Genomic DNA, 20,349 nt, shown 5'->3' on the forward strand with positions numbered 1-20,349 from the left:
TCCAGTCCCCTGTCGCCAGTTCCCAAAGGATGTTAGGGTTTCAGTACAACTTTGATGCAGTTGTCTTTCTTATGCTTGAAAATTTCGTAGCCGTGGGGCGCTTGTTCTAAAGGTAAGCGGTGGGTGATGATAAATGTTGGGTCGATTTTGCCGTTCTGTATGTACTCAAGTAAAGGACGTAAGTACTTGTGGACGTGGGTTTGTCCTGTCTTGAACGTCAAGCCTTTATTCATGGCAGCACCCATCGGTACTTTGTCTAAAAAGCCTCCGTAAACACCCGGAATTGATACATGACCACCTTTACTGCAAGAGAGAATGACTTGGCGCAAGGCTGTAGGTCTGTCTGTTTCTAGACGCACTGCTTGCTTTGCTTTGTCGTATAACGCCATAAAGTCAGTGCCGTGTGCTTCCATTCCCACTGCATCCATCACAGCATCAGGACCACGACCACCAGTCATTTCTTTGAGGGCTTCGCCAACATCCACTTCTTCGTAGTTGAGGACTTCTGCGTTGCCGTATTCTTTCGCCATCTGTAGACGTTCAGGGACGCGGTCAATGGCAATGACACGCTCTGCACCCAGTAAATAAGCACTCTTGATAGCGAATTGTCCAACTGGTCCACAACCCCAGATAGCAACGATATCACCAGGTTTGATGTTGCAGTTCTCTGCTGCCATGTAGCCAGTTGGAAAAACATCTGTTAAAAATAATACTTGCTCATCCGTTAATCCATCAGGAATTTTGAACAAGCCTACATCGGCAAAGGGAACTCTGGCATACTCTGCTTGACCTCCAGCGTAACCGCCCATCATATGGGAGTAACCAAATAGACCAGATGGTGAATAACCCATCAACGTTTCTGCCATCCAGCCGTTCGGGTTAGAGTTGTCACAGAGCGACCAGTAATCGCGTTGGCAAAAATAGCAGTTACCGCAGGATATTGTGAAGGGAACGACAACGCGATCGCCTATTTTGATATTCTTAACTGCGCTGCCAATCTCAACGACTTCCCCCATGAATTCATGACCAAGGATATCGCCTTTTTCCATCGTGGGGATGAAACCGTCGTAAAGATGTAAATCAGAACCGCAAATTGCCGTCGAGGTGATTTTGACTATAGCATCTCGGGGGTTAATAATTTTTGGATCTGGCACCGTCTCGACTCGCACATCTTTGGCACCATGCCAGCAAACTGCTTTCATATTCAATAGTCCTTAATTTAGTGGAGTATGGGGATAAGGAAGTAAGGGAAGATAGGGAAGAAGATACTCCCCCCACTTTCTCCACTTCCCCTACTCTCTTTCTACTTATCTAACTTGAGGGGGTTCTTGATAGTACCCTTCTTTTGTTCCAGTTACTGGCGCAACTGTTTTTTCAACTCTTTTTTCAGTTGAATTCAGAAATTCTTTGGTGCTGCGAGGAAGTTCTTCATCTAGATTGAGTTTTTCGCGGACATTGTCAGCGGTTTCTTTGAGGCTTTCTGTGGCTTGTTTAATCGGGTTGTTGCCCTTACTGGTCGTGGTTGTTTGCGGTTGTGCTTTGTAATAATTCGCCTCTGGTGTTGTGACGTTTTCATCTAGATCGACCGATGCACGGAGATTATCCGCAGTTTCTTTCACCTTTTTTGTGGCTTTTTCAATCAGGTTGTTGTCGTCTTGGATATTGCTTGTATCAGAGCTTGTATCAGAAGGTGTCCCCTTGTAATAAATACCTACTGGGGATTTTACATTTCCATCACTACTGCCAGAAACAGATTCACCAAAATTGTTAGCTTTTTCTCTGACATTATCAGCAGTTTCTTTCAGGTTCTTTCTGGCTTTTTCAACCAGCTTGTTGTCGTTTTGGATCTTGCTTGTATCAGAGCTTTTATTAGAGCTTGTATTAGAGCCTGTATCAGAAGGGGTCCCCTTGTAATAAATACCCACTGGGGATTCTACGGTTTCTTCAGCTTGTGCTATCAGTGCGTTACCGTAGCCAAAAGCCTGCATTACGAAAAATGTTAATCCTACTAGAAAAACAGTCAAAATCTGACGCAAGCGATTCATACAATTCCTCCGATATATTCAGTTTGAAATGTGGTAATTTGTTTGTAGTAAGCGATGGCAGAGCTTACTACGAACTCGTTACCAAAGCCTTATGGTTTAAGCAGAACTTTTACACAGTTGTCTTTCTTGTGCTTGAAAATCTCAAAGCCCTGCTTTGTTTCTTCAAGGGGTAAGTGATGGGTGAAAACGCGGGATGGGTCAACTTTGTCATTCAAAACATGATCCAACAAGATGGGCATATACTTTTGACCGAACATTTGCCCCATTTTGAAGGTCAAAGCTTTGTTCATGGCTGCACCCAGTGGCATTTTGTCCACAAAGCCAGAGTAAACACCCATGATTGAAAGAGTACCACCTTTGCGACAAGCTAGAATCATTTGCCGCAACACATGGGGGCGGTCAGTTTCTAGCCTCACCGCTGTCTTGGCTTCATCATAGAATCCTTCTAGACCCATACCGTGTGCTTCAAGTCCGACGGCATCAATACAAGAGTCAGGACCACGTCCACCCGTCATTTCTTTGAGGGCTTCGCCTGCATCGATTTCCTCATAGTTAATAGTTTCCGCATTGGCGAAGTCTCTAGCCATTTGGAGGCGTTCGGGGAATCGGTCGATCGCAATGACGCGTTCTGCACCCAGCATATAGGCGCTTTTCATGGCGAACAGTCCCACAGGACCGCAACCCCAAACCGCGACGATATCTCCCGGTTGGATATCGCACATTTCCGCGCCCATATAGCCGGTGGGGAAGGCGTCGGAGATGGGCAGCACTTTTTCATCAGGAATGCCTTGCGGAACTTTCACAGCACCGTAATCAGCAAACGGTACGCGTATGTAGTCCGCGAAGGCTCCTGCATAGCCTCCAAAAGCATGGGAGTAGCCAAAAATCCCCGACGTACCAAACCCGAATAACTTATCCTGTATCCATCCGTTGGGGTTGGAATTATCGCACAGCGACCACTTCTGATGCTGGCAGTAATGGCATTGACCGCAGCCGATAATTGAAGAGACGACAACGCGATCGCCCTTTCGCAATTTCTTAACTTCACTACCAATATCAACCACTTCCCCCATAAACTCGTGACCAATAATGTCACCAGATTTCATAGTCGGGATGTAGCCATCATAGATGTGCAAGTCAGAACCACAGATAGTTGCTGACGTTATTTTCAAAATAGCATCACGCGGGTTAAGAATTTTTGGATCTGGTACCGTCTCCACCCGCACATCATTAGCGCCGTGCCAACATACTGCCTTCATTTAAGCGTTCTCCTCTATAAGCCCTGGAAGAAGTGGGGAACATCACAAGGACGAGGGGCATCAGAAGCATATTGCTCCCTCATCTCCCTCATCTCCCTCATCTCCTTATTGCCCACCTCTGGGTTGACCTTCATTTGTGGCAATTTCGCCTGCTTCCATCAACATCTTGAATCGGCGCAATTCATCACCAATTTGCTGTTCTGGTTCTTCGCCGAAGAGTTTAGCGAAAGTAGCTGTCAACGCTCCACCAGGTGGATTATATTCGATAACCACCTTGACCTCAGTCCCACGGTCACCGGGCGCTTTTTTAAAGCGAACGAAACCAGAGTTGTCAATATCTGCACCTTCCACTGAAGCCCAAGAAATAAATTCATTTTCCCGGTCTTCAATAATATCTGCATCCCATTCCACACTTCCGCCCAGAGGTGCGCTCGCAATCCAATGGGAACGCTTTGCGTCGTACACTTTCACAGACTTGAGATGCTTCATAAAATTGGGCAAATTCTCAAAGTTGTGCCAAAAGTGGTAAAGCTCCGAAGCTGGCTTATCAATCGTTACCGTCTTTTCAACTTTGATCGCTTGACTCACGCTGCCAGTGATTGCTTGCTGTGCTTGCTTAATCGTGCTTTGTTTTGTAGCACCCTGATAAATCAGACCGCCACCCGCGACAGCCGTCAACACCCCCCTGAGGGAGCGTTGACTTAACCCCATTAACACCATTGCACCACCGCCAATTAATGAAGCCCAACGCTCAGTTTCACTGGCTTCCGTCTGACCTTGATTCTGGTTATTTTCCGATGTTGATGCCACGTTTTTCTCTCTCCCTTTACTCTAAAATACGAACCATTAAGGCGCAAAGATCCCCTCTTGATATCGTTTCCTCTCTTTACTTTGCGCCTACGTGGTTCGTCCCACAAAGACCTTACATTGACACAGCAGCCCCTGTAGTTGGTTTAGCAGGCTTCACTCCTGCACCCATCCGCGCCCGATACAAGTCTACCAGCCGCTGCTCGTACGTCAATAGCTCTTTGTGGATTTGTGTGAACATTGCAGTCGATACTGGGTCGGTCGTTGCTGCTATCAAGTTGCCAATATCACCGATACCCGTTTGCACATCGCCCAAGGCTGAACGCAACTGATAGATATCGTCACTTCCTGTGAGGGCGGTTTTGACCTTCGCATAGTGGTTAGCGATATTTGCTGCTAAAGAAGGTTTCTCACCCAGTTGATCGAGACGCGCTTCCAAAATTTGGATGTGGCGCTGTTTACCGCCATTTATCTCTTGAAAGACAGATTTCACTTCTGCATCTGATTCTTTCTCGGCGTACTTATCCAGCGCTTCCTGCGAATAACGCTCACCAGCAAGGGCTGTATTCAAAGCTTTGACAATCTCACCCTTGGTAGAACCACCCCAAGCATCAGCCAGTTTCCACCATTCGGCGGCTGGATTTTTCTCATCTGGTAAAGCTGCATCTTTGCCACCATAACCCAGACGACTCAATATAGCTGTGGTGAAAATTGCCAAGTCTCCAGGTTGACGTGAAGTTATCAAATTCCCGTCAACGACCAAAGGCTCATCTATATAATTGGCACCCGCATTAATCATGTCTTTGCGGATTGCTATGAAGCCTGTGGCTTGTTTGCCTTTAAGCAAGTCGCCTTCAATCAAAACTTGTGGTCCGTGACAAACCGCAGCCACCCATTTTCCTTGCTGCATTGCTTCTTGCACAAACCTGACTGTGTTGGGGTTGCGCCGCATATAGTCAGGAGCCATACCACCAGGAATCACCACTGCATCAAATTCAGAAGCTATTGCTTCAGTTGTGGTACCATCGGGTTGCTTGGAAAGTTTTCCTTGTTTACCTTTATAAGTTTCGTTCACACGGGAACCGAGGACAACCACTTCCATTCCCGCTTGCTTTAGCGCATTGTAAGGGACTTGAAACTCTGCATCCTCTACAAAGTTTTCAATGAGGATAGCAACTTTTTTCTTACCAGTATGATTGCTGACCATTGACTTTCCTTTACTCCTTTTACTAATTGAATATTCAGTTATGCAATTATTCAGTTATGCAATTATTTAGTGATGAATTTTTGGTTAGTAGTAAGCGCTGCGGCTCACTACGCTCATGACGCTCCTTACGCAGGGACTTCACTCGTGGGCGATGTTGGGAACAGTTCTGCGTAGTCGTTTGTAAAATTTGCCTGAAAATCTTCAAATTCACCAGGCGTCACAGCGTTTCTCAGCACTGCGAAAACGGATCTAATATGTATTACGGCATTGGTCGGTTCTATTCCCTCTTTTTCAGCTACGCGGCTGATAAATTCTTGCATATCGAAGTGTTGACCGTTTTGTCCCTCTCGCCCACGCAAATACTCGCCCAGTTCCTTAGGTAACTGTGATGCTAAATCTTTTGCTTCGTCGCCAACGATGCGCTCTCTGATGACTTCTAGTGTGGCACGGGTTGCACGTTCTGCCTCTTCACGAGAATTCAATTGACCTACACTTTCAACGTGTTTGATAAATTCGCCGTATTTCATTTTCTGCCTCCGAATTATCTAACTAAATACTTGGATTGAGCAGGCTTAAGTATTCAGTATGTTTCAATAATGAATTTTTATAGAAAGTTAACTTATTTTTCGAGGAATGAATTCGAGATTTTAGAAAATAGTTAGGAGTCATGAGTTGGGGTTTTATCAAATCAATAAGACCACAAGTCATGAATCCTAACTCCCTTATCACTCGACCATGAATTCATGTATAGCTTAATTATTACGCTTTTCTGACTACTTTTTCGTCGTTCTTAGGGGATATATGTTTTTTATTTCTAAAGTGATACATTGAGTATTTACTATTTTTCTTTGCTTCACAAATCAAAAAAATAGTTATAAGTTAAAATATGGGAGTTAGCACAAGAAACTATCTCTTAACTCCTACTTCATGAACTCATAACCTTGTGTGAAGTGGCTATAACCTGAATTGATACATACAAGACTATGGATCAATGAGTAGCATCTCTTCATTCTTAAGGAAGAGATTGTTTTATTCCTGAAGTCATACTTCTTTAGGATGACTATCCTTATAAGAGAAAGCGTTATCGTGAGGATGCAGCAAGGGCTAGGATTATGGCAGAAAAAAGAGATTTAGCAGAGCAAAATAGTGATAATGAGCTTGAAACGGATGATTTGCCACAGGTAGTTACCGAATCTTACGGAACTGGTGTTAAAGACCAGCCGGAACCTATCACTGGTGCAGGAGCTATGCCATCTGAGTGGGCAGAATATACAGTAAACAGCCCAGGGCTAACTGCTGCAGATGAGGATGCTGTTTGGGAACAAGTTGCTAGAGTAGAGAAGGATGAAATTGGTGGTAGCCCAGAACTCACTGGGGGGGATATTGATGCAGCTTGGGAACTCGAATCAATGGTAGGTGATGAGGCTGTTGGTGGTACCGCTCCGACTCCCGATCAAGATATTGTTGATGAAATTGGTGCTGCTGTTGGCATAGAAATGGAGGACAGAGCCTTTCTACGCACAACGGAAATACTTGAGCAGCGCGACGACAACCGGTGGGAATTAGACCCAATGTCCTCGCCAGATTATCAAGACAGAAGGGACTAAGCAACAAAGAAACAACAAGGAAGAATGAAGAAATTCTTCTGTGTTCATTCTTTGTTCTTCCTTCCTACATCAGACTCTTTGTCTCCTTATTTTCCAGTCCTTCACGCGAGTGGTCAAGGCGTAATTCGCCCTTGGGTTGAGAGCGTAACCAGAATGTTGAACCCTCTCCGGTCGCGCATACACGGAGAATCACGCCACATCCCCGTCTAGCTTTTTGCCCATATTGGCTATCTGGCGCTTAGGTTAGTAACTCGTTGGAAACCCGCTAGTCGGGAGAATCAGACTGCCTACTTTCAGACTTGCCTACTTGTTCGCGGGTTAAATAACGTTGATATGCCTCCAACAGGACTGGTTCCAGCCCCGGATACGCATTAAGGGTATCCTGCAACACCAACTCCCAACTGATTTATGTATCTACTCAAAAATGCACTGAACAAGTCGCGATGATGTTCCGGAATCCCCGTTACATCCCGATGGACTCGTTGAGACAAGGACTTTTTGATGCGTGTCCCATCCATATGAGTCTGACTCAGCGCCGTTGTTTGAGTAGAAAACTTGATAACTGACCCGCCAACGTTCTCAGCTTTGCGGATAAGTTCGGATTGTACAAAACCAGGAGATTTAGCAGATATGGCTTTGCCATAACGTTTCTGCCATCCTTTTACTGAGACATTCTCAGTTTTTATATGCTTGCCATGTCTCAAAATCTCGTTAACAACGCGACGATTCTGAGTCTTGGCATATGCAGCTTTGCGACGCTCCAACTCACGCTTCTTTGCAGCAGCTTTGTGGTAATTCTTAGATTTGTTCCACTGACGGCTGTTCTTCTTGACCTTACCTTTTTTTACAACGGTCTTGCGTCCCTTCCTTGCCTTGAAGTTTGGTTCAAAGTTGTCTGGGTTATTGGCACGTTGAGAGCGTTGCATTTTTCTTTGCAGTGCAGTCATTTCACGCTGGAAAGTAGGGACTTTCTCTGCGAACGGTAGCAACTCAGCATGGTTATCACCAACAAAGGCAATGTTGGAAATGTTCAAGTCTAAACCAATCAGCCCATCAGAAACGTAGTTTTGAGGCTTTTGGCAAGGCTTACCTTCGTAGCGCGGTCTTGGGGTTTCACGCCAGGTGCTTCAAGCGGGGGAACCCCGCCAACGCACTGGCTCCCCAAGTGGAGCGACTCGAGTGTTAAAACATGGGTCGGTTGGACTACCGATTCCTGGCTGTGGAGGATACTTGGATGCAAGTCCTGTGAAGCAGCAAGTCTCATTTGTGAACTTGAGATGCTCCCGCTACATTGCTTGCTGTCTTCGGGAGAGTTGTCACTAACAACGACTGATGCTCCTTCTTTGGCGAATTTGTGGGCGATGCTCCTTCATGAGCCGCTTTCGGCGATCGCCTCCCCAATGCCAGCCCCCGCACCTGTAACAATTGCTACTTTTCCTTCTAAACGTCTCTCCACGTTTCAACCTCCTGAAAATCTAGTCAAGAACTCAGAATCAACAAGCCCTTTTGAGTTTTAGGTTTTGGATTTTGAGTTCTTTCTCATGAGTCATGACAACAAAAATAAAGAACTCTTATGAGTTCTAAGTCCTGATTTCTGAGTTCTTCGTTTTCTAATTCTTCTTCTCTTTGATTTAAATACATCTGTCTTCAGTGGGGTTAAACACCAAATGCACGTTTGATAATCTTGCTACTGTTGGTTATTAATTGCAATCGGGGTTTTTTATGACATTTACTCAAACGAACGACCCAACTATTCGCGAAATTGTCCAAGCTTGGCAAGGCTTAGATGTAGATGAACAGCTAGCTTTGTTTTGGTTCATTTACAAAGAAATGGGCGGTTCTATTACCCCCGCTGCGCCCGGAGCTAGCACTGTTTCTTCAGATATTGCTGACGGTTTGTTCAATCAAATTAAGGAATTATCCCATGAAGAACAGTTGCAGTTCCAGCGCGATTTGATTAACAAGGTAGATAATCAATATACTCGGATGTATGGCTCAATAGGCGATACTACCGAGCTACTGTTTTGGTATCGCCTAGCTCAAGGCATGGAAAACGCTACTATCGTTCCTATGCCTGCTGACTATAAGCTTTCCTCCCAATCTCAAGAACTGCTCAACAGAATTAAGCAAATTGAATTTGAACAGCAAATTACTCTTTTCCGCGATTACGTCGCGCCATTCGGTGCTAAACCAAAACCAGGTGCCGAAGTTTAAAATTTCCAGAATTTAAAGTAGCAGCCTCTTCGGCAAATAGCAAATAAAAAATCATAGATAAGCACAGAGTCAACCAAGCATTGTATTCACTCTGTGTTTATCTATGTTGCTCACTAAAGTCGTTGCACCCTAATAATAGCCGTCACGCCTTTGACTTGGTAATTTTCAATTTTCTAATTTTCTCGTACCTCTTTTATCTCTCTTTAGACAGGTATAAAAATATTGTTTTCAAATAAATTTTCTATCTTTTAACAGTGATTTGGTTATGACTTAAATCTTTAATCTTGGAAGAGGCATGAGCAAGAGCAGTCAATATTTCTACTTTGTTGCTTTAGCAGAAAGATTTTCACAACATAAAGCAATGTTGCCATTCTAGGAATAGATTTGTTACTAATTTATCCTAGATTGTCGTGAATGATACGCAGAAAGAATGTTAGCAAATCAATTTATGTTGCTAACCTTCTCCAAGCCACTAAAAATTTATTACCAATTAGGAGGTTTCATGACTTCTACAAATGTCAATGCAGTACAAGAAGCTGTAAGAGGAATTAAGGGTTTGATTATCGACGATCAGCTACTAGTGCTGGGGTTAATCTACCGCAACATTGCTCAATCAGTTCCCGCTGATGCTGCAAATAATTTGCCAACACAAGATGCTGCAAATTTGGTAACACGAGTTCAGCAACTGTCCCAAGAAAATCAGCTATCTGCTCTGCGTGACTTCCTAGGAGCAGAAAAAAATGACCAAGATGCAACGGTCCTCAATCCAAACCCAAGCAAGGCACTTGGTGAACTTGTTACTGGCGGCGGAACTACAATTCCCGCTCATGAGTATAGCTCATTGAGCGCTGAAGCTAGGATAGCTTTCTGGTATCTGTTAGCACAAAGATTGGGAAGCAATATCATTGGTGCTTTAAGTGAGTTGACACCTAGTGAGCAAGTCACAATTGTGTTGAACTCAATCCAAGCTCTGAACACTGATGAATTGGTGTCTTTTCTGACACAGGTGGTTTAAAAAATTCTAAGTTCTCTAGACGCTTGCTCTGAAGCTTCTGGTTGATTCCCACCAGAGAGGCTTCCTGTAGAGTAGGGTCTGCTCAAAGAAATCAAAGAACTGTAGGTGGGGCTGTGCCCTACCTATATCCGTTTAACTATTTGAAAATTAATATCTAAGAAGAGTTTTATGTTAGGACAAGACACTGCTGTTAGAGGAAATAATATCAAAAGAAAGCATCTTGTTTATAGTCTGATTACTGGTCTGATTATTGGTACTATTGCTGGTACGCCTATCGGCTGGATTGCTCATCAATACTATTACCAGCAACGTTTGGCTCAAATTTTACTCTGTCGAGAACGCAATAGTAGTCAGCCAGCCGCAGTTGTTGATTCTATCTGTGGTCGAGGATTTTAAAGTCCCTGCATCTCCCGCATTTTCAACATATAGCAATCCTAAATCATTTATAAAAATTCCTGTTCCCCGTTCCCTGTTAAGCGCCCTCATGAGGCAATTTACAACTCAAATAGGACTGCTATAGGTATCATGTTGTCTTCCCCAGAGCAAACCGAAAACGAAGCTAATAACTCGAAAGCGCCGAAAGTTAGATTAATTCAAACTTTCACGCGGTTACGCGGGGTTATTATACTGCTTGCCTTGATTCTCTTTATTGGGTTTTGGGCATACCAAATTGACATTGCATTGCCAGGAACGCCAAGTATTAATAACACGTATACTCCCCTGACGCAGCCTACAGCCCAAGAGATTGGCTCCTATGATGTGCTGGGTAAGGTTATCACTAAAGATGAAGCAGCAAGTTTGCTAAAAACAGAAGAAGGTAAACAGCAACTCTCAGCAGATAATGGAGCTGTTGCGATCACTGAGGATTTGATAAATTTCGGGCGCAAAGCTTTTTATACAGAAACCTTTGGGAATGAGGTTTTCTTGACTGATGTCACTGGTGCCTTAGATGGTCCAATGAATATCGGCAACTTGACGAAAGCAATATTAGCCCTTGGCGGTAAGCCTACAACAAATCTGCAAGTGACGATGGATCGGGATATGAAGGTGGGCGATGCCTCCGGCAACGCCAAAGGCGTACGCACTTTCAAAGAAGGCGATATCCTCAACACCGGGCTCGACGTTCCCGCTAATTCCCTCGTTCCATTGGGAATTATCACCCACATCAACGACGGCAAAATTCGCATTGGTATCACCTGCGCGGCATGCCATGCGACTGTTGATAAAGATACCGGACGCATCCTCGAAGGCGCACCCAACAACGACCTTGATACAGGCTTAATTGTCGCATTAGCCAGTAACTCAGCAGCATGGTTCCGGCAAACCGGTGTTAATCCTTTGACAATTCGCCGTGGTGAACATACTTACATTAAAGCCGACAACAATAAAGCACGTCTACCAGATGCAAAAGCTTTAGAAGATGCTGTCGATGCCCAATTGCTCACCTGGGCACCTGGCAACTTTGACTCAACCCCCGATAATGACAACAATCCCTCTCAAAATCCATCTTCCTATACTTTCGGTGCATACCCCTACGGCTGGAGTGGAAATTCTGCGATTGGCTGGTTCCACGGACTGACTTCACTCAACAGCAACGTTCATGGGACAAACTCAGACCAGACATCAACTGCTGATGCTAGCCAGCAGCTGCTAGGCATTGATAAAGATACGTATTTAGGCGTTATTCTGCAGAATGCCGCCAATCCAATGTTTAGGTTGCCACAAGGTGCTAAACCATCGGAATTTTTCCTGAAAAATGACCCAACTCCTGGCACACCTATCATCAACGAGGTGATTGTCATGCCAGGATACCCGAAGGGTTCACCATTTATCCTTGATGGGTTGATGGCAAGTTCACCGGGAATGCCAGTTGCCGCACAACTCAATGGAATGTCAGCGTTTCAAAACTCGCTCGCACCGCCGCCAAATCAATCTACCAACTCAGACGCGGTGAAGCGCGGCGCAGCGATTTTCACACAGGCTGGGTGCGTTGAATGTCATAGTGGGCGGTATTTCACTAACAATCATGTCATTGCCGAACAGGAAATCAAATCTCAGCCTTCACGGGCAAAGGCACAAGCACCCGTCGCCCGCAACTTCGTGGCACCGCAAACATATCCCAGTAACGTGTCAGTTCCTCTGCCAGCAAACCCGCCTGTACTGGAAGTTCCCACAGACATCACATCAGAAGAAGACTTTAAACTTGCTTTTGCCATTGGCAACGCAGGCGGTTACAAAGTTCCTAGCTTGATTGGACTTCACGTCACCGCACCGTATCTACATGATGGCGGTGCTGCAGCAGGACCGGAAGCCCTGAAAGTGGAGAAAGATGGTTATGAGATTGTTAATCCTGACGAGCTGGGAATACCAGGCACGTTGTTAAATGGCATTTTACCAGATCCGAGTACCAGTTTGCGGGTACTTGTAGACCGCAACTTGCGTAGACAAGTCGTTTTAGCTAACCGCGCTCATTCTGACTTGCAAAAGTCCAATGCAGACGGTAGTGGGCACAATTACTGGGTGGATAAACAGGCTGGTTTTTCCACTCAAGACCAAACTGATTTGATTGAATTTCTCCTGTCACTTGATGATGACCCAGAAGTTGTGCCAGTACAAGCTCAGTAGGCGGACAGAATTTTTTGTAGGATGTGTGAGCCACGGCTCACGCATCAATCGCAAAGGGCAGGATGGGTTAGAATACTGCTCGGTTAAGGAAATTAGGTAGGGCTGAAACCATTGAAATTTAGTTTTTTACGGTGTCCGAAAAGCAATACGGTTCAGTTAAGGATTGTTGATGATAGCGTAAGCGCAAAGCGAAGGCTCCGCCAACGCGCAGCGTGTCCCGAAGGGCTGGCAGCAGTTAAGAAAAATCTATCTAATTCTACTCAAATCTTCTCATCATTAAACCTTCAGTAACAAAATACTAATATTTGGCTCTGGATACTTGAGAAGAATTACAATAAATGTATGTTAGTTTTGTATTGTATAGTTGTTGCGGAGTCTGGCAACATTGCTACTCGGATTTAAGACAGAAATAAAAATCAACTCTCATCAACAACAAATCCTTGGCAAACATGCGGGAGTAGCACGTCATGCTTGGAATTGGGGATTAGGACTGACCAAAGCAATTCTCAATCACAACAAACTCAATCCACAACAGAAAATAAAGTTTCCCACTTCCATTGATTTACACAAATGGTTAGTGGCGCTCGTCAAATCAGAATATTCCTGGTACTATGAAGTTTCTAAATGTGCACCTCAATTCGCCTTAAGAAATTTAAGGCAGGGTTGGGAAAAATGTTTTAGTAAAAAAGCAGGTGCTCCCAGATTTAAAAAGAAAGGACGTGATGATTCCTTCACTCTAGATGGAACAATTAAAATTATTGGTGAGACTCAAATACAAGTACCAGTCATCGGAGTTTTAAAAACTTATGAATCTCTACCATCAGGGGTAAAACCCAAAACAGTTACTCTGAGTCGAAAAGCAGCCTCGTGGTTTATTTCCTTCAAAATAGAGACTGATATCAAACCAACTCCCAAGCGTTTTGATGTTGTGGGAGTGGATTTAGGGATTCTCAACCTGGCAGTTCTTTCGACAGGAGAAATCTTTTGTGGGGCAAAAAAAACACGTCAATTACAAAAGAAGCTAAGCTTATTACAATGGCGTAATCGTCACAAGCAACTCAAGTCAAAAAACTGGGCTGATTCCAACATAAAAATAGCTCGACTGCACAACCAAATCGCGAACATTCGTACTGACTACTTACATAAGTTAACAACCTACTTAGCTAAAAACCACAGCTTCGTAGTGATTGAAGACTTAAATGTCAGTGGGATGTTATCAAACCATAAATTAGCAAAGGCGATTAGCGATGGAAGTTTTTATGAATTCAAACGACAACTGGAATACAAATGTCAACTTTATGATTCAAAACTGATTATAGTTGACCGTTGGTTTCCAAGTTCTAAGACTTGCCATTGTTGCGGTGAGAAAAAAGAATCTTTATCCTTGAGTGAACGTATTTTTGAATGCTCAAAATGCGGGTGGATCGGGGATAGAGATTTGAATGCAGCTTTAAATTTAGAGAAAATAGGGAGAGCTACTCCCGAATTGACGCCTGTAGACAAGAAGGAGCCCTTCGGGTTCACCAGTCGCCTACGGAGGGAAACCCTCCTGCAGCGCTGGCTCACCGACTCCCGGGCGTGGAAGCAGGAAGTAAAGCCATCTCAAGCCTAATAGATAGATTTGAGTAGGTTTTATGTAGCGGTCTTAGCGTGCCACGACGAATGTGCCATAGATTCCACACGTGTAGAGACGTTGCATGCAACGTCTCTACGTTGCCTCGTCTTGGCGGTTTGATAAATTAAGCGTAAGGGCGATTTTTGCGTAAGTCCTGACTAAAAAGGACAATGAAGCTTATAGTTAAGTCTATTTTATGAAAAAACCACAGATGCACACAGATAATTTATCTGTGTTCCATAAGTCTGCATCGGTGGTTCTAAACATCCATTCATCATACTTTTGCAAGAAATCTATTTAATTACGAATTAATTTCCTGCTTTAGTTTCCGCTGTAATCTTGAAGCTAAGCTTATGCCACCAAGCAACAGTAAACCCAAGGCGGCAGTTGGTTCGGGAACAGCAGTGTAATAGCTTTTCACCCGAATCGGTCCATCTTGATCTGCTGGTGCAGGTGGTGCTGGTGGGATGATACCACGACCTGGGCGTAAATCAGGCGTGGTAGAGAATGGATTGAAAAACACTGTTCCGTTGGGTATGACACCACCACTATAGGTGAGGACGTTATCCGTAACGGTAACGTTTGTAAAAATATCATTGAGACCAGGAACATTAGAAAAACCAATCTTGCCATCTCCATTGACATCTCCCCACTGCACTGGCTCATTATTGAATGGTGGAGTGGAATTTGGATTAGAATATGACAGTGTTTGTAATTCAAAAACCAAGCTTCCTATATCTTGCCCAGTAGCGTTTAAGAGGTTGTTTGCTACATCTGGGACACCATATTCTATGACTAGCCCAGGTGTTATTTCTGGTCCAAGCGCTCTTGGGTTTCTCGTTTTTAAGATGTCTTCATTCTGTGTCGTCACGATGGGTTCCACCAAAATGGTGGCGCTTGCTGGTGTCAAAGAAGACAAAAGACTAATTCCTGCTAGTCCCAGAACAGAAAACACTATCTTGGTGGGTATTGTAGTCATGTTCAACTTTTAGTATCAAAAACAACGCTGACGTGAAAATAACTGCTGGTAAATCAGGTCAAACGGTACAGAGGATAAATCTGAGCAGACTAGGGGCGATGAAATATTGCTATTTCTTCGGTAGTCTGATGTACGAATTTTTATAACACTAAAAATTTACCAGAAATTTTTTTTACAAACCCACAAATGTATAAATACCTAAAAAAAAATCAATATTTCTAAATATTTGACAAGTGTTTGCAAGTGCCTAAGAAATAGGATGGGCAGGATGCCTACCATGATTTATTTCATCTGCGGCTGAACTCATACCAAATCCGGAGCAATGACCTCCCTTTTACAGTAGTCCGCGGAGGCGGGCTTTGTCTGTGTAGCCGAGACTTCCAGCCGCCAGGGTTAAAAGGGGGGTATAAAAACGGATTTGGTATCAGATCAACATGAAATAAGTAACCATCTATAGCAATCGGGTTTTATTTTTAAAAAAATCTAAGTACAAGATTGCACAAGGCAAGTAGCGTTATAGTTCGTAGTTGCGCTGTCGAACCTGCCTTCGCCTGACGGCGTTAGCGTAGCTCCTCCGTAGGAGGCACGCGCTTAGCGCAACTACAAGCCCTTATTGCGATAAGAATTTATGAAATGCAGTACTAAGTATCTTTCGGGTGGGCAATGCTCACTAAAACCCAGACATCACTCAGATACGCTAGGCATTGCCCAACGCCCTAGTGGCGATCGGTACGCCTCTAATGGCGGATTCAATGGACAATACTCGACAACAAGTACAAATAACCATCATGGCGTTGTAATACTGTGCAGTACTTGTGATTGATTATCTGTAGGGTTTTTGTTCCAGTGTTGATATCAAACTGTCCAATTTTGCGAGTAGTTACTCTTCCTGTGTAAGTACCCGCATTTTTTCCTTTGGGGACATTAGCCCTGACAATATCACCCGTTGTGAATCCAAAATGAAACTTGGTATTAGTTTTATGGCTTTTAGGGAAACCGAATTTGTCAGTTACAGACATTTGTCGGCTTCCATGTCCAGTAGCTTTTATTATTAAAGGTTTGACGCCTTTAACGATTAACTTATCTGGAGTTGACCGACCCACACATGCCGCATCAAAATAGTGAGTTTTGGGTAGTTCAAGTTTTGTCCTATTAAACTTTGTCAAACCGCCACTACCTGTTTCTACTAGCAATCCGGTGGATTTTAAAACTTCAAGTAACTTGAATCTAGTTGAATTAACAGCAGCAGTGTCGGCTAATGGTTTCTTGGCTTGCGCTTCAATTTTTTTCAAGTGTTCAGGGTCTTTCTTCAGGAAATCCTTAATATCTTTGGTTCCCTTTTTGATGTTGCATTTTTCACAACTCAAGGTAAGGTTTGAAATTCTGTTCGTTCCTCCCTTAGCTCGTGGGTGAATGTGTTCAATCTGTAAAGGTACATCCTGCTTGTCGCAGTATACGCACTTTCTACCAAACTTTTCTAGCAGGTATTCACGAGTTTCGTAGCCTGCCAATGTTCCCTGTTGATACTCCTTACCACAAAGAGCGGGATTCTGCATGAGTTGAGTGTCAAACTTAACTAGTTCTTGTGATATAGCCGTAATTGGTGCAAGTCTCATCAATCGCCTTACCCACGTCTGAATGTTGTAAACACGACTCATTAAACTTGGTGGCAGCCAACCGTCAGGACGTTTTCTGTTATTAAAACGTGGTTGACGATAACGGCTTTTTCTGGCTCTCCTACTTCTTCTTAATTGTCTGCGAGAAGTTAAAGCAACTCTTACAGAAAATTCTCTATGTTTAAGATCTGCGGTAAATACGACTTCACCAGTTGAATCATTAATTACGGCTATCCCTGTAGTTTTTGAACCTGGATCAATTTTGATTCTTAAAGGTTGTACTGGTACATCTGGACGTGATTCTTTTAAAATGATAGTAAAGGGAAATTTGCGCGCATACCGCGGCTTTACCATTTCTTAAAAGCTGTCTTGCCTGTGCCGGATGAACGGGATCTAGTGGTCTTTTCTCGGTGTCGAGTACGAATACTTTGCTCATAAAGAGCCGTCATTAGGGTAATGTTTTCCTCGATCATGTTAAAAAGAGTTTTTACGCTGGATGCACCTACCTACGCAAATACATCTGTTTAACATCCAACGATAGAGAGCAGCGCCTTGCGGGGGTTCCCCCCGTTGTGGCGACTGCGGTGCCGCAAGCTGGAAAGCACCTACGGGTATCATGCCCCAATTAACGTAGTCTTTTCAGACTGGATCTGGCTATATCTCCAGCTTACGTACTGGTTGTCCAGGTTTGTTCACTGTTTGGTGTATAGCTTCTATCGTGTCAATCGCTGTTGTATAACTTTCTCCAAAGTGGGCATTGTCGCATAAAAGCCTATGTAATGGACATTTGAGATATTGGTATGTAGTTCCAACCGAAGGTTTGTAGTCTCATCATTTAATAAAAAGCGCTGTATAAAGTACCTATATGCACAGTGATAGAGTTTAGAAACCTACTATAAAGTAGATGATATTGCCAGAAGTAAAATGATATTGAGAAGTTAATTACATATGGGTAAAAGAGGACATAAATATGTCAGGAAGTGGAAAATGGATATTAATAAGTAATATTCTCTTATTTATGATATTATTAATAGCTTCTTGTAGCAATAAAAAATCTACAGAAGAAGTGACAAAAGATCTAGACACAATATCTTCATGGGCAGCAACGGCACACATGGTGGGTGATGCATGGATACGCAAGGCTGTGCCGACAAACTATGCTAAACAAACACTAAAAACGACACAGGAACAACTCCAAAAAGAAACAGATAACTTGTCAAAATTATCAATACCACCTAATCAGCAGCAGAGTCTATTAAAGCCGATACAGCAGCTTAAATATATAGTAGATCAAATGTCACTAGCTGTGGAAAAAAAAGACCGGAGTGCAATTGCAACTCAGATCAAACAGCTCTCAACCCAAGAACAAACAATTCGCAGGCTGGCAAAATCAGCAGGTGAAAAGCCATGAAGAAAATTCTTGAAATTGCCTTGGGAATAGTCACAAGTATTGGTGGCTTTCTGGATGTAGGTGCAATTGCAACCGCAGCTGAAGCTGGATCTACATTCGGTTTTCAACTCATTTGGGCGATTGTTCTGGGGACAATTTGTGTCATTTTTCTCGTAGAAATGTCCGGGCGTTTGGCAGCAGTTAGCAAACATACATTAGCTGCTGCAGTCCGCGAGCGTTTTGGCTTCAACTTTTATATTATCCCGTTGGTTGCAGAAGTTGCTGTTGATTTTCTCGTTTTAGCAGCTGAAATTGGTGGTGTTTGTATCGCCCTGCAACTCGTAACAGGTATCAGTTTTCAATGGTTTGCTTTACCTGTAGCATTTGCTATTTGGTCTTTAATTTGGTACGGCAACTTTAGTATTATCGAAAATGGCATTTCTCTGTTGGGACTGATAACGCTAGCTTTTGTAGTCGCCACGTTCAAACTGCATCCATCTCTAACACAAATCGGTTCTGGTTTATTGCCAACACTACCACGCCAAGATACGGCACATTATTTATTTATTGCAGTAAGTATTTTGGGTGCATTAATCAGTCCATATCTGTTTTATTTCTATTCATCTGGTGCGGTAGAAGATAAGTGGGATGAAGGACACATTGGTGTTAATCGTGCCGTTGCCACTTTGGGTATGGGTTTTGGTAGCATCGTATCCTTGGGTTTGCTGATTGTCGCAGCGCTGGTACTCCATCCTAAAGGCATCCAAGTTGATAGCTATGAACAGGCGGCGCTGATGCTGACAGAACCTTTCGGTTACTGGGGTTTCATTTTATTTGCAGCCTCACTGGGAATAGCCTGCTTTGGTGCAGCGCTAGAAGTCACCCTCGACACAGCCTATATTGTTGCTCAAGCTTTTGGTTGGAATTGGGGGGAAAATCTTAAACCCAAAGATGCAGCGCGCTTTAGCTTAGTTTACACCGTCTTTGTCTTCCTTGCCTCGCTACTGATGGCGATTGGTATTGACCCGTTGCAACTCACTTTGTTTTCAATGGCGATTACAGCAGTCATTTTGCCACCCGTTATTTTGCCATTTTTGGTGTTAATGAATGACAAATTATACGTTGGTAAATATCGTAACGGCTTTCTGAGTAACAGCGTTGTCATTTTTACAATGGTGCTGGCTTTTGTGTTAGCGATCGCTGCCATTCCCCTAGAAATTATTGGCGGTTAAATTAATTTTAGATTTGGAATTTTGGATTCATGGACATTATCAGAGATGTACTCGATAACCAACTTGTTGATACTAAAGGGCGAAAAATGGGGAAAGTTGACGGCATTGTTATGGAATTGCGCGACAACCAACCGCCACGATTGACATATATTGAAGTTGGTATGCCCACCCTAGCCCGTAGATTACATCCACAATTAGCACGTTGGATAGCAACAATTCAAAGTAAGTGGGGTGCAAAGCGTAGTGAATCGTTGCGAATTCCCTTTTCAAAAGTGCGTGACGTTGGTATCGATGTGAAAGTCGATGTGGAAGCAGAAGCAACACCAGCATTAGCTTACGAAGAATGGGTGAGCGAACACATCATCGAACGAATTCCAGGAGCAGAACATGGCGAATCATGAAATTCATTTGGAACTGCTGCTAGGTAAACAGGTGCTAGACTCAACAGGCAAGGCTGTAGGACGCATTGAAGAAGTACGTGGCGAAAAGCAAGGCTCGGAATGGGTCGTTCAAGAATATCTTATCGGATACCCTGCTATATTAGAACGGCTATCAGCCTGGACAATTGCGTTGGGAATTTTACATCTATTTGGAGCGCAAAAAATTCACAGTGGGTACAGTATACCTTGGGACAAACTAGATTTAACAGATCCAGAAAAGCCACGTTTGCTGTGTAATTTGGATGATTTAAAGACAATATCTGAGCAAGAGAAGACAGCAGAACAACAAAGGTAATCT

The 20,349-nt window shown here is 43.6% G+C and carries 20 protein-coding genes and 1 pseudogene; 11 read left to right on the plus strand and 10 right to left on the minus strand.

The window, feature by feature from the left end; genetic code table 11:
• Positions 1–32: 32 nt before the first annotated feature.
• The 6 genes from AACT52_RS16085 to AACT52_RS16110 all read right to left on the minus strand — a co-directional run bounded on the left by AACT52_RS16085 (position 33) and on the right by AACT52_RS16110 (position 5,845).
• Positions 33–1,202, minus strand: coding sequence for a zinc-dependent alcohol dehydrogenase (locus AACT52_RS16085; protein ID WP_073632182.1), 1,170 nt, complete (start codon positions 1,200–1,202; stop codon positions 33–35).
• Between the two features lie 105 nt (positions 1,203–1,307).
• A complete protein-coding gene (locus AACT52_RS16090; protein ID WP_445263925.1) occupies positions 1,308–1,925 on the minus strand; it encodes a hypothetical protein in 618 nt (205 codons plus the stop codon).
• 209 nt (positions 1,926–2,134) lie between these two features.
• Positions 2,135–3,304, minus strand: coding sequence for a zinc-dependent alcohol dehydrogenase (locus AACT52_RS16095; protein ID WP_073632186.1), 1,170 nt, complete (start codon positions 3,302–3,304; stop codon positions 2,135–2,137).
• 105 nt (positions 3,305–3,409) lie between these two features.
• A complete protein-coding gene (locus AACT52_RS16100; RefSeq protein ID WP_073632188.1) occupies positions 3,410–4,114 on the minus strand; it encodes an SRPBCC family protein in 705 nt (234 codons plus the stop codon).
• Positions 4,115–4,226: 112 nt separating this feature from the next.
• The gene (locus tag AACT52_RS16105; RefSeq protein WP_073632190.1) at positions 4,227–5,318 is read right to left on the minus strand and encodes a DJ-1/PfpI/YhbO family deglycase/protease; all 1,092 of its coding nucleotides are present in this window, start codon (positions 5,316–5,318) and stop codon (positions 4,227–4,229) included.
• Between the two features lie 125 nt (positions 5,319–5,443).
• The gene (locus tag AACT52_RS16110) at positions 5,444–5,845 is read right to left on the minus strand and encodes a DUF2267 domain-containing protein (protein WP_073632193.1); all 402 of its coding nucleotides are present in this window, start codon (positions 5,843–5,845) and stop codon (positions 5,444–5,446) included.
• 585 nt (positions 5,846–6,430) lie between these two features.
• Between AACT52_RS16110 and AACT52_RS16115 the strand changes: the two genes are divergently transcribed.
• A complete protein-coding gene (locus tag AACT52_RS16115; protein ID WP_073632195.1) occupies positions 6,431–6,925 on the plus strand; it encodes a DUF6335 family protein in 495 nt (164 codons plus the stop codon).
• A gap of 371 nt (positions 6,926–7,296) precedes the next feature.
• Here the strand turns inward: AACT52_RS16115 and AACT52_RS16120 are convergent, their stop codons facing one another.
• Positions 7,297–7,959, minus strand: coding sequence for a hypothetical protein (locus AACT52_RS16120; protein ID WP_073632197.1), 663 nt, complete (start codon positions 7,957–7,959; stop codon positions 7,297–7,299).
• An 11-nt stretch (positions 7,960–7,970) separates the two neighbouring features.
• Entirely contained in the window at positions 7,971–8,189 is a 219-nt protein-coding gene (locus AACT52_RS16125) for a hypothetical protein (protein WP_198940937.1), read from the minus strand.
• Positions 8,190–8,202: 13 nt separating this feature from the next.
• Between AACT52_RS16125 and AACT52_RS16130 the strand changes: the two genes are divergently transcribed.
• From AACT52_RS16130 to AACT52_RS16155, 6 genes are all read left to right on the plus strand, one after another.
• Complete coding sequence (locus AACT52_RS16130; protein ID WP_198940938.1) at positions 8,203–8,442, plus strand: hypothetical protein; 240 nt, start codon at positions 8,203–8,205, stop codon at positions 8,440–8,442.
• A 205-nt stretch (positions 8,443–8,647) separates the two neighbouring features.
• A complete protein-coding gene (locus AACT52_RS16135) occupies positions 8,648–9,139 on the plus strand; it encodes an orange carotenoid protein N-terminal domain-containing protein (RefSeq protein ID WP_073632201.1) in 492 nt (163 codons plus the stop codon).
• 502 nt (positions 9,140–9,641) lie between these two features.
• Positions 9,642–10,154: an orange carotenoid protein N-terminal domain-containing protein gene (locus tag AACT52_RS16140; RefSeq protein WP_073632276.1), complete on the plus strand. Its 513-nt coding sequence runs from the start codon at positions 9,642–9,644 to the stop codon at positions 10,152–10,154.
• 168 nt (positions 10,155–10,322) lie between these two features.
• Entirely contained in the window at positions 10,323–10,550 is a 228-nt protein-coding gene (locus AACT52_RS16145; RefSeq protein ID WP_073632203.1) for a hypothetical protein, read from the plus strand.
• 129 nt (positions 10,551–10,679) lie between these two features.
• Positions 10,680–12,779 (plus strand): di-heme oxidoredictase family protein, encoded by a 2,100-nt coding sequence (locus AACT52_RS16150; protein WP_143172804.1) that lies wholly within the window; start codon positions 10,680–10,682, stop codon positions 12,777–12,779.
• 385 nt (positions 12,780–13,164) lie between these two features.
• A complete protein-coding gene (locus AACT52_RS16155) occupies positions 13,165–14,391 on the plus strand; it encodes an RNA-guided endonuclease InsQ/TnpB family protein (protein WP_233153966.1) in 1,227 nt (408 codons plus the stop codon).
• Between the two features lie 304 nt (positions 14,392–14,695).
• Here AACT52_RS16155 and AACT52_RS16160 read toward each other — a convergent pair whose 3' ends face one another.
• Entirely contained in the window at positions 14,696–15,373 is a 678-nt protein-coding gene (locus AACT52_RS16160) for a PEP-CTERM sorting domain-containing protein (RefSeq protein WP_073632207.1), read from the minus strand.
• Positions 15,374–16,122: 749 nt separating this feature from the next.
• Positions 16,123–17,425, minus strand: a pseudogene (iscB, locus tag AACT52_RS16165) (RNA-guided endonuclease IscB).
• Between the two features lie 534 nt (positions 17,426–17,959).
• Between iscB and AACT52_RS16170 the strand changes: the two are divergent.
• Genes AACT52_RS16170 through AACT52_RS16185 form a run of 4 tightly spaced genes read left to right on the plus strand, consistent with a single transcriptional unit; the run spans position 17,960 to position 20,346 of the window.
• Entirely contained in the window at positions 17,960–18,400 is a 441-nt protein-coding gene (locus AACT52_RS16170; protein ID WP_143172805.1) for a hypothetical protein, read from the plus strand.
• On the plus strand, positions 18,397–19,611 hold the full coding sequence (locus AACT52_RS16175) for an NRAMP family divalent metal transporter (RefSeq protein ID WP_073632211.1): 1,215 nt from the start codon (positions 18,397–18,399) through the stop codon (positions 19,609–19,611). Before AACT52_RS16170 ends, AACT52_RS16175 begins: the two co-directional genes overlap by 4 nt.
• Before the next feature lie 29 nt (positions 19,612–19,640).
• A complete protein-coding gene (locus tag AACT52_RS16180; protein ID WP_073632213.1) occupies positions 19,641–20,012 on the plus strand; it encodes a hypothetical protein in 372 nt (123 codons plus the stop codon).
• Positions 19,999–20,346 (plus strand): hypothetical protein, encoded by a 348-nt coding sequence (locus AACT52_RS16185; RefSeq protein ID WP_073632215.1) that lies wholly within the window; start codon positions 19,999–20,001, stop codon positions 20,344–20,346. Before AACT52_RS16180 ends, AACT52_RS16185 begins: the two co-directional genes overlap by 14 nt.
• The last annotated feature ends 3 nt before the right edge of the window (positions 20,347–20,349 follow it).

Source organism: Scytonema sp. HK-05 (genome assembly GCF_963872035.1).
Taxonomy (GTDB): Bacteria; Cyanobacteriota; Cyanobacteriia; order Cyanobacteriales; family Nostocaceae; genus Kalymmatonema.

Coding starts and splice junctions, on each gene's coding strand:
- AACT52_RS16180 (WP_073632213.1), top strand. CDS start 19,641: ATGGACATTATCAGAGATGTACTCGATAACCAACTTGTTGATACTAAA.
- AACT52_RS16170 (WP_143172805.1), top strand. CDS start 17,960: ATGTCAGGAAGTGGAAAATGGATATTAATAAGTAATATTCTCTTATTT.
- AACT52_RS16140 (WP_073632276.1), top strand. CDS start 9,642: ATGACTTCTACAAATGTCAATGCAGTACAAGAAGCTGTAAGAGGAATT.
- AACT52_RS16115 (WP_073632195.1), top strand. CDS start 6,431: ATGGCAGAAAAAAGAGATTTAGCAGAGCAAAATAGTGATAATGAGCTT.
- AACT52_RS16130 (WP_198940938.1), top strand. CDS start 8,203: ATGCTCCCGCTACATTGCTTGCTGTCTTCGGGAGAGTTGTCACTAACA.
- AACT52_RS16110 (WP_073632193.1), bottom strand. CDS start 5,845: ATGAAATACGGCGAATTTATCAAACACGTTGAAAGTGTAGGTCAATTG.
- AACT52_RS16135 (WP_073632201.1), top strand. CDS start 8,648: ATGACATTTACTCAAACGAACGACCCAACTATTCGCGAAATTGTCCAA.
- AACT52_RS16160 (WP_073632207.1), bottom strand. CDS start 15,373: ATGACTACAATACCCACCAAGATAGTGTTTTCTGTTCTGGGACTAGCA.
- AACT52_RS16095 (WP_073632186.1), bottom strand. CDS start 3,304: ATGAAGGCAGTATGTTGGCACGGCGCTAATGATGTGCGGGTGGAGACG.
- AACT52_RS16150 (WP_143172804.1), top strand. CDS start 10,680: ATGTTGTCTTCCCCAGAGCAAACCGAAAACGAAGCTAATAACTCGAAA.
- AACT52_RS16175 (WP_073632211.1), top strand. CDS start 18,397: ATGAAGAAAATTCTTGAAATTGCCTTGGGAATAGTCACAAGTATTGGT.
- AACT52_RS16125 (WP_198940937.1), bottom strand. CDS start 8,189: ATGAGACTTGCTGCTTCACAGGACTTGCATCCAAGTATCCTCCACAGC.
- AACT52_RS16105 (WP_073632190.1), bottom strand. CDS start 5,318: ATGGTCAGCAATCATACTGGTAAGAAAAAAGTTGCTATCCTCATTGAA.
- AACT52_RS16185 (WP_073632215.1), top strand. CDS start 19,999: ATGGCGAATCATGAAATTCATTTGGAACTGCTGCTAGGTAAACAGGTG.
- AACT52_RS16085 (WP_073632182.1), bottom strand. CDS start 1,202: ATGAAAGCAGTTTGCTGGCATGGTGCCAAAGATGTGCGAGTCGAGACG.
- AACT52_RS16145 (WP_073632203.1), top strand. CDS start 10,323: ATGTTAGGACAAGACACTGCTGTTAGAGGAAATAATATCAAAAGAAAG.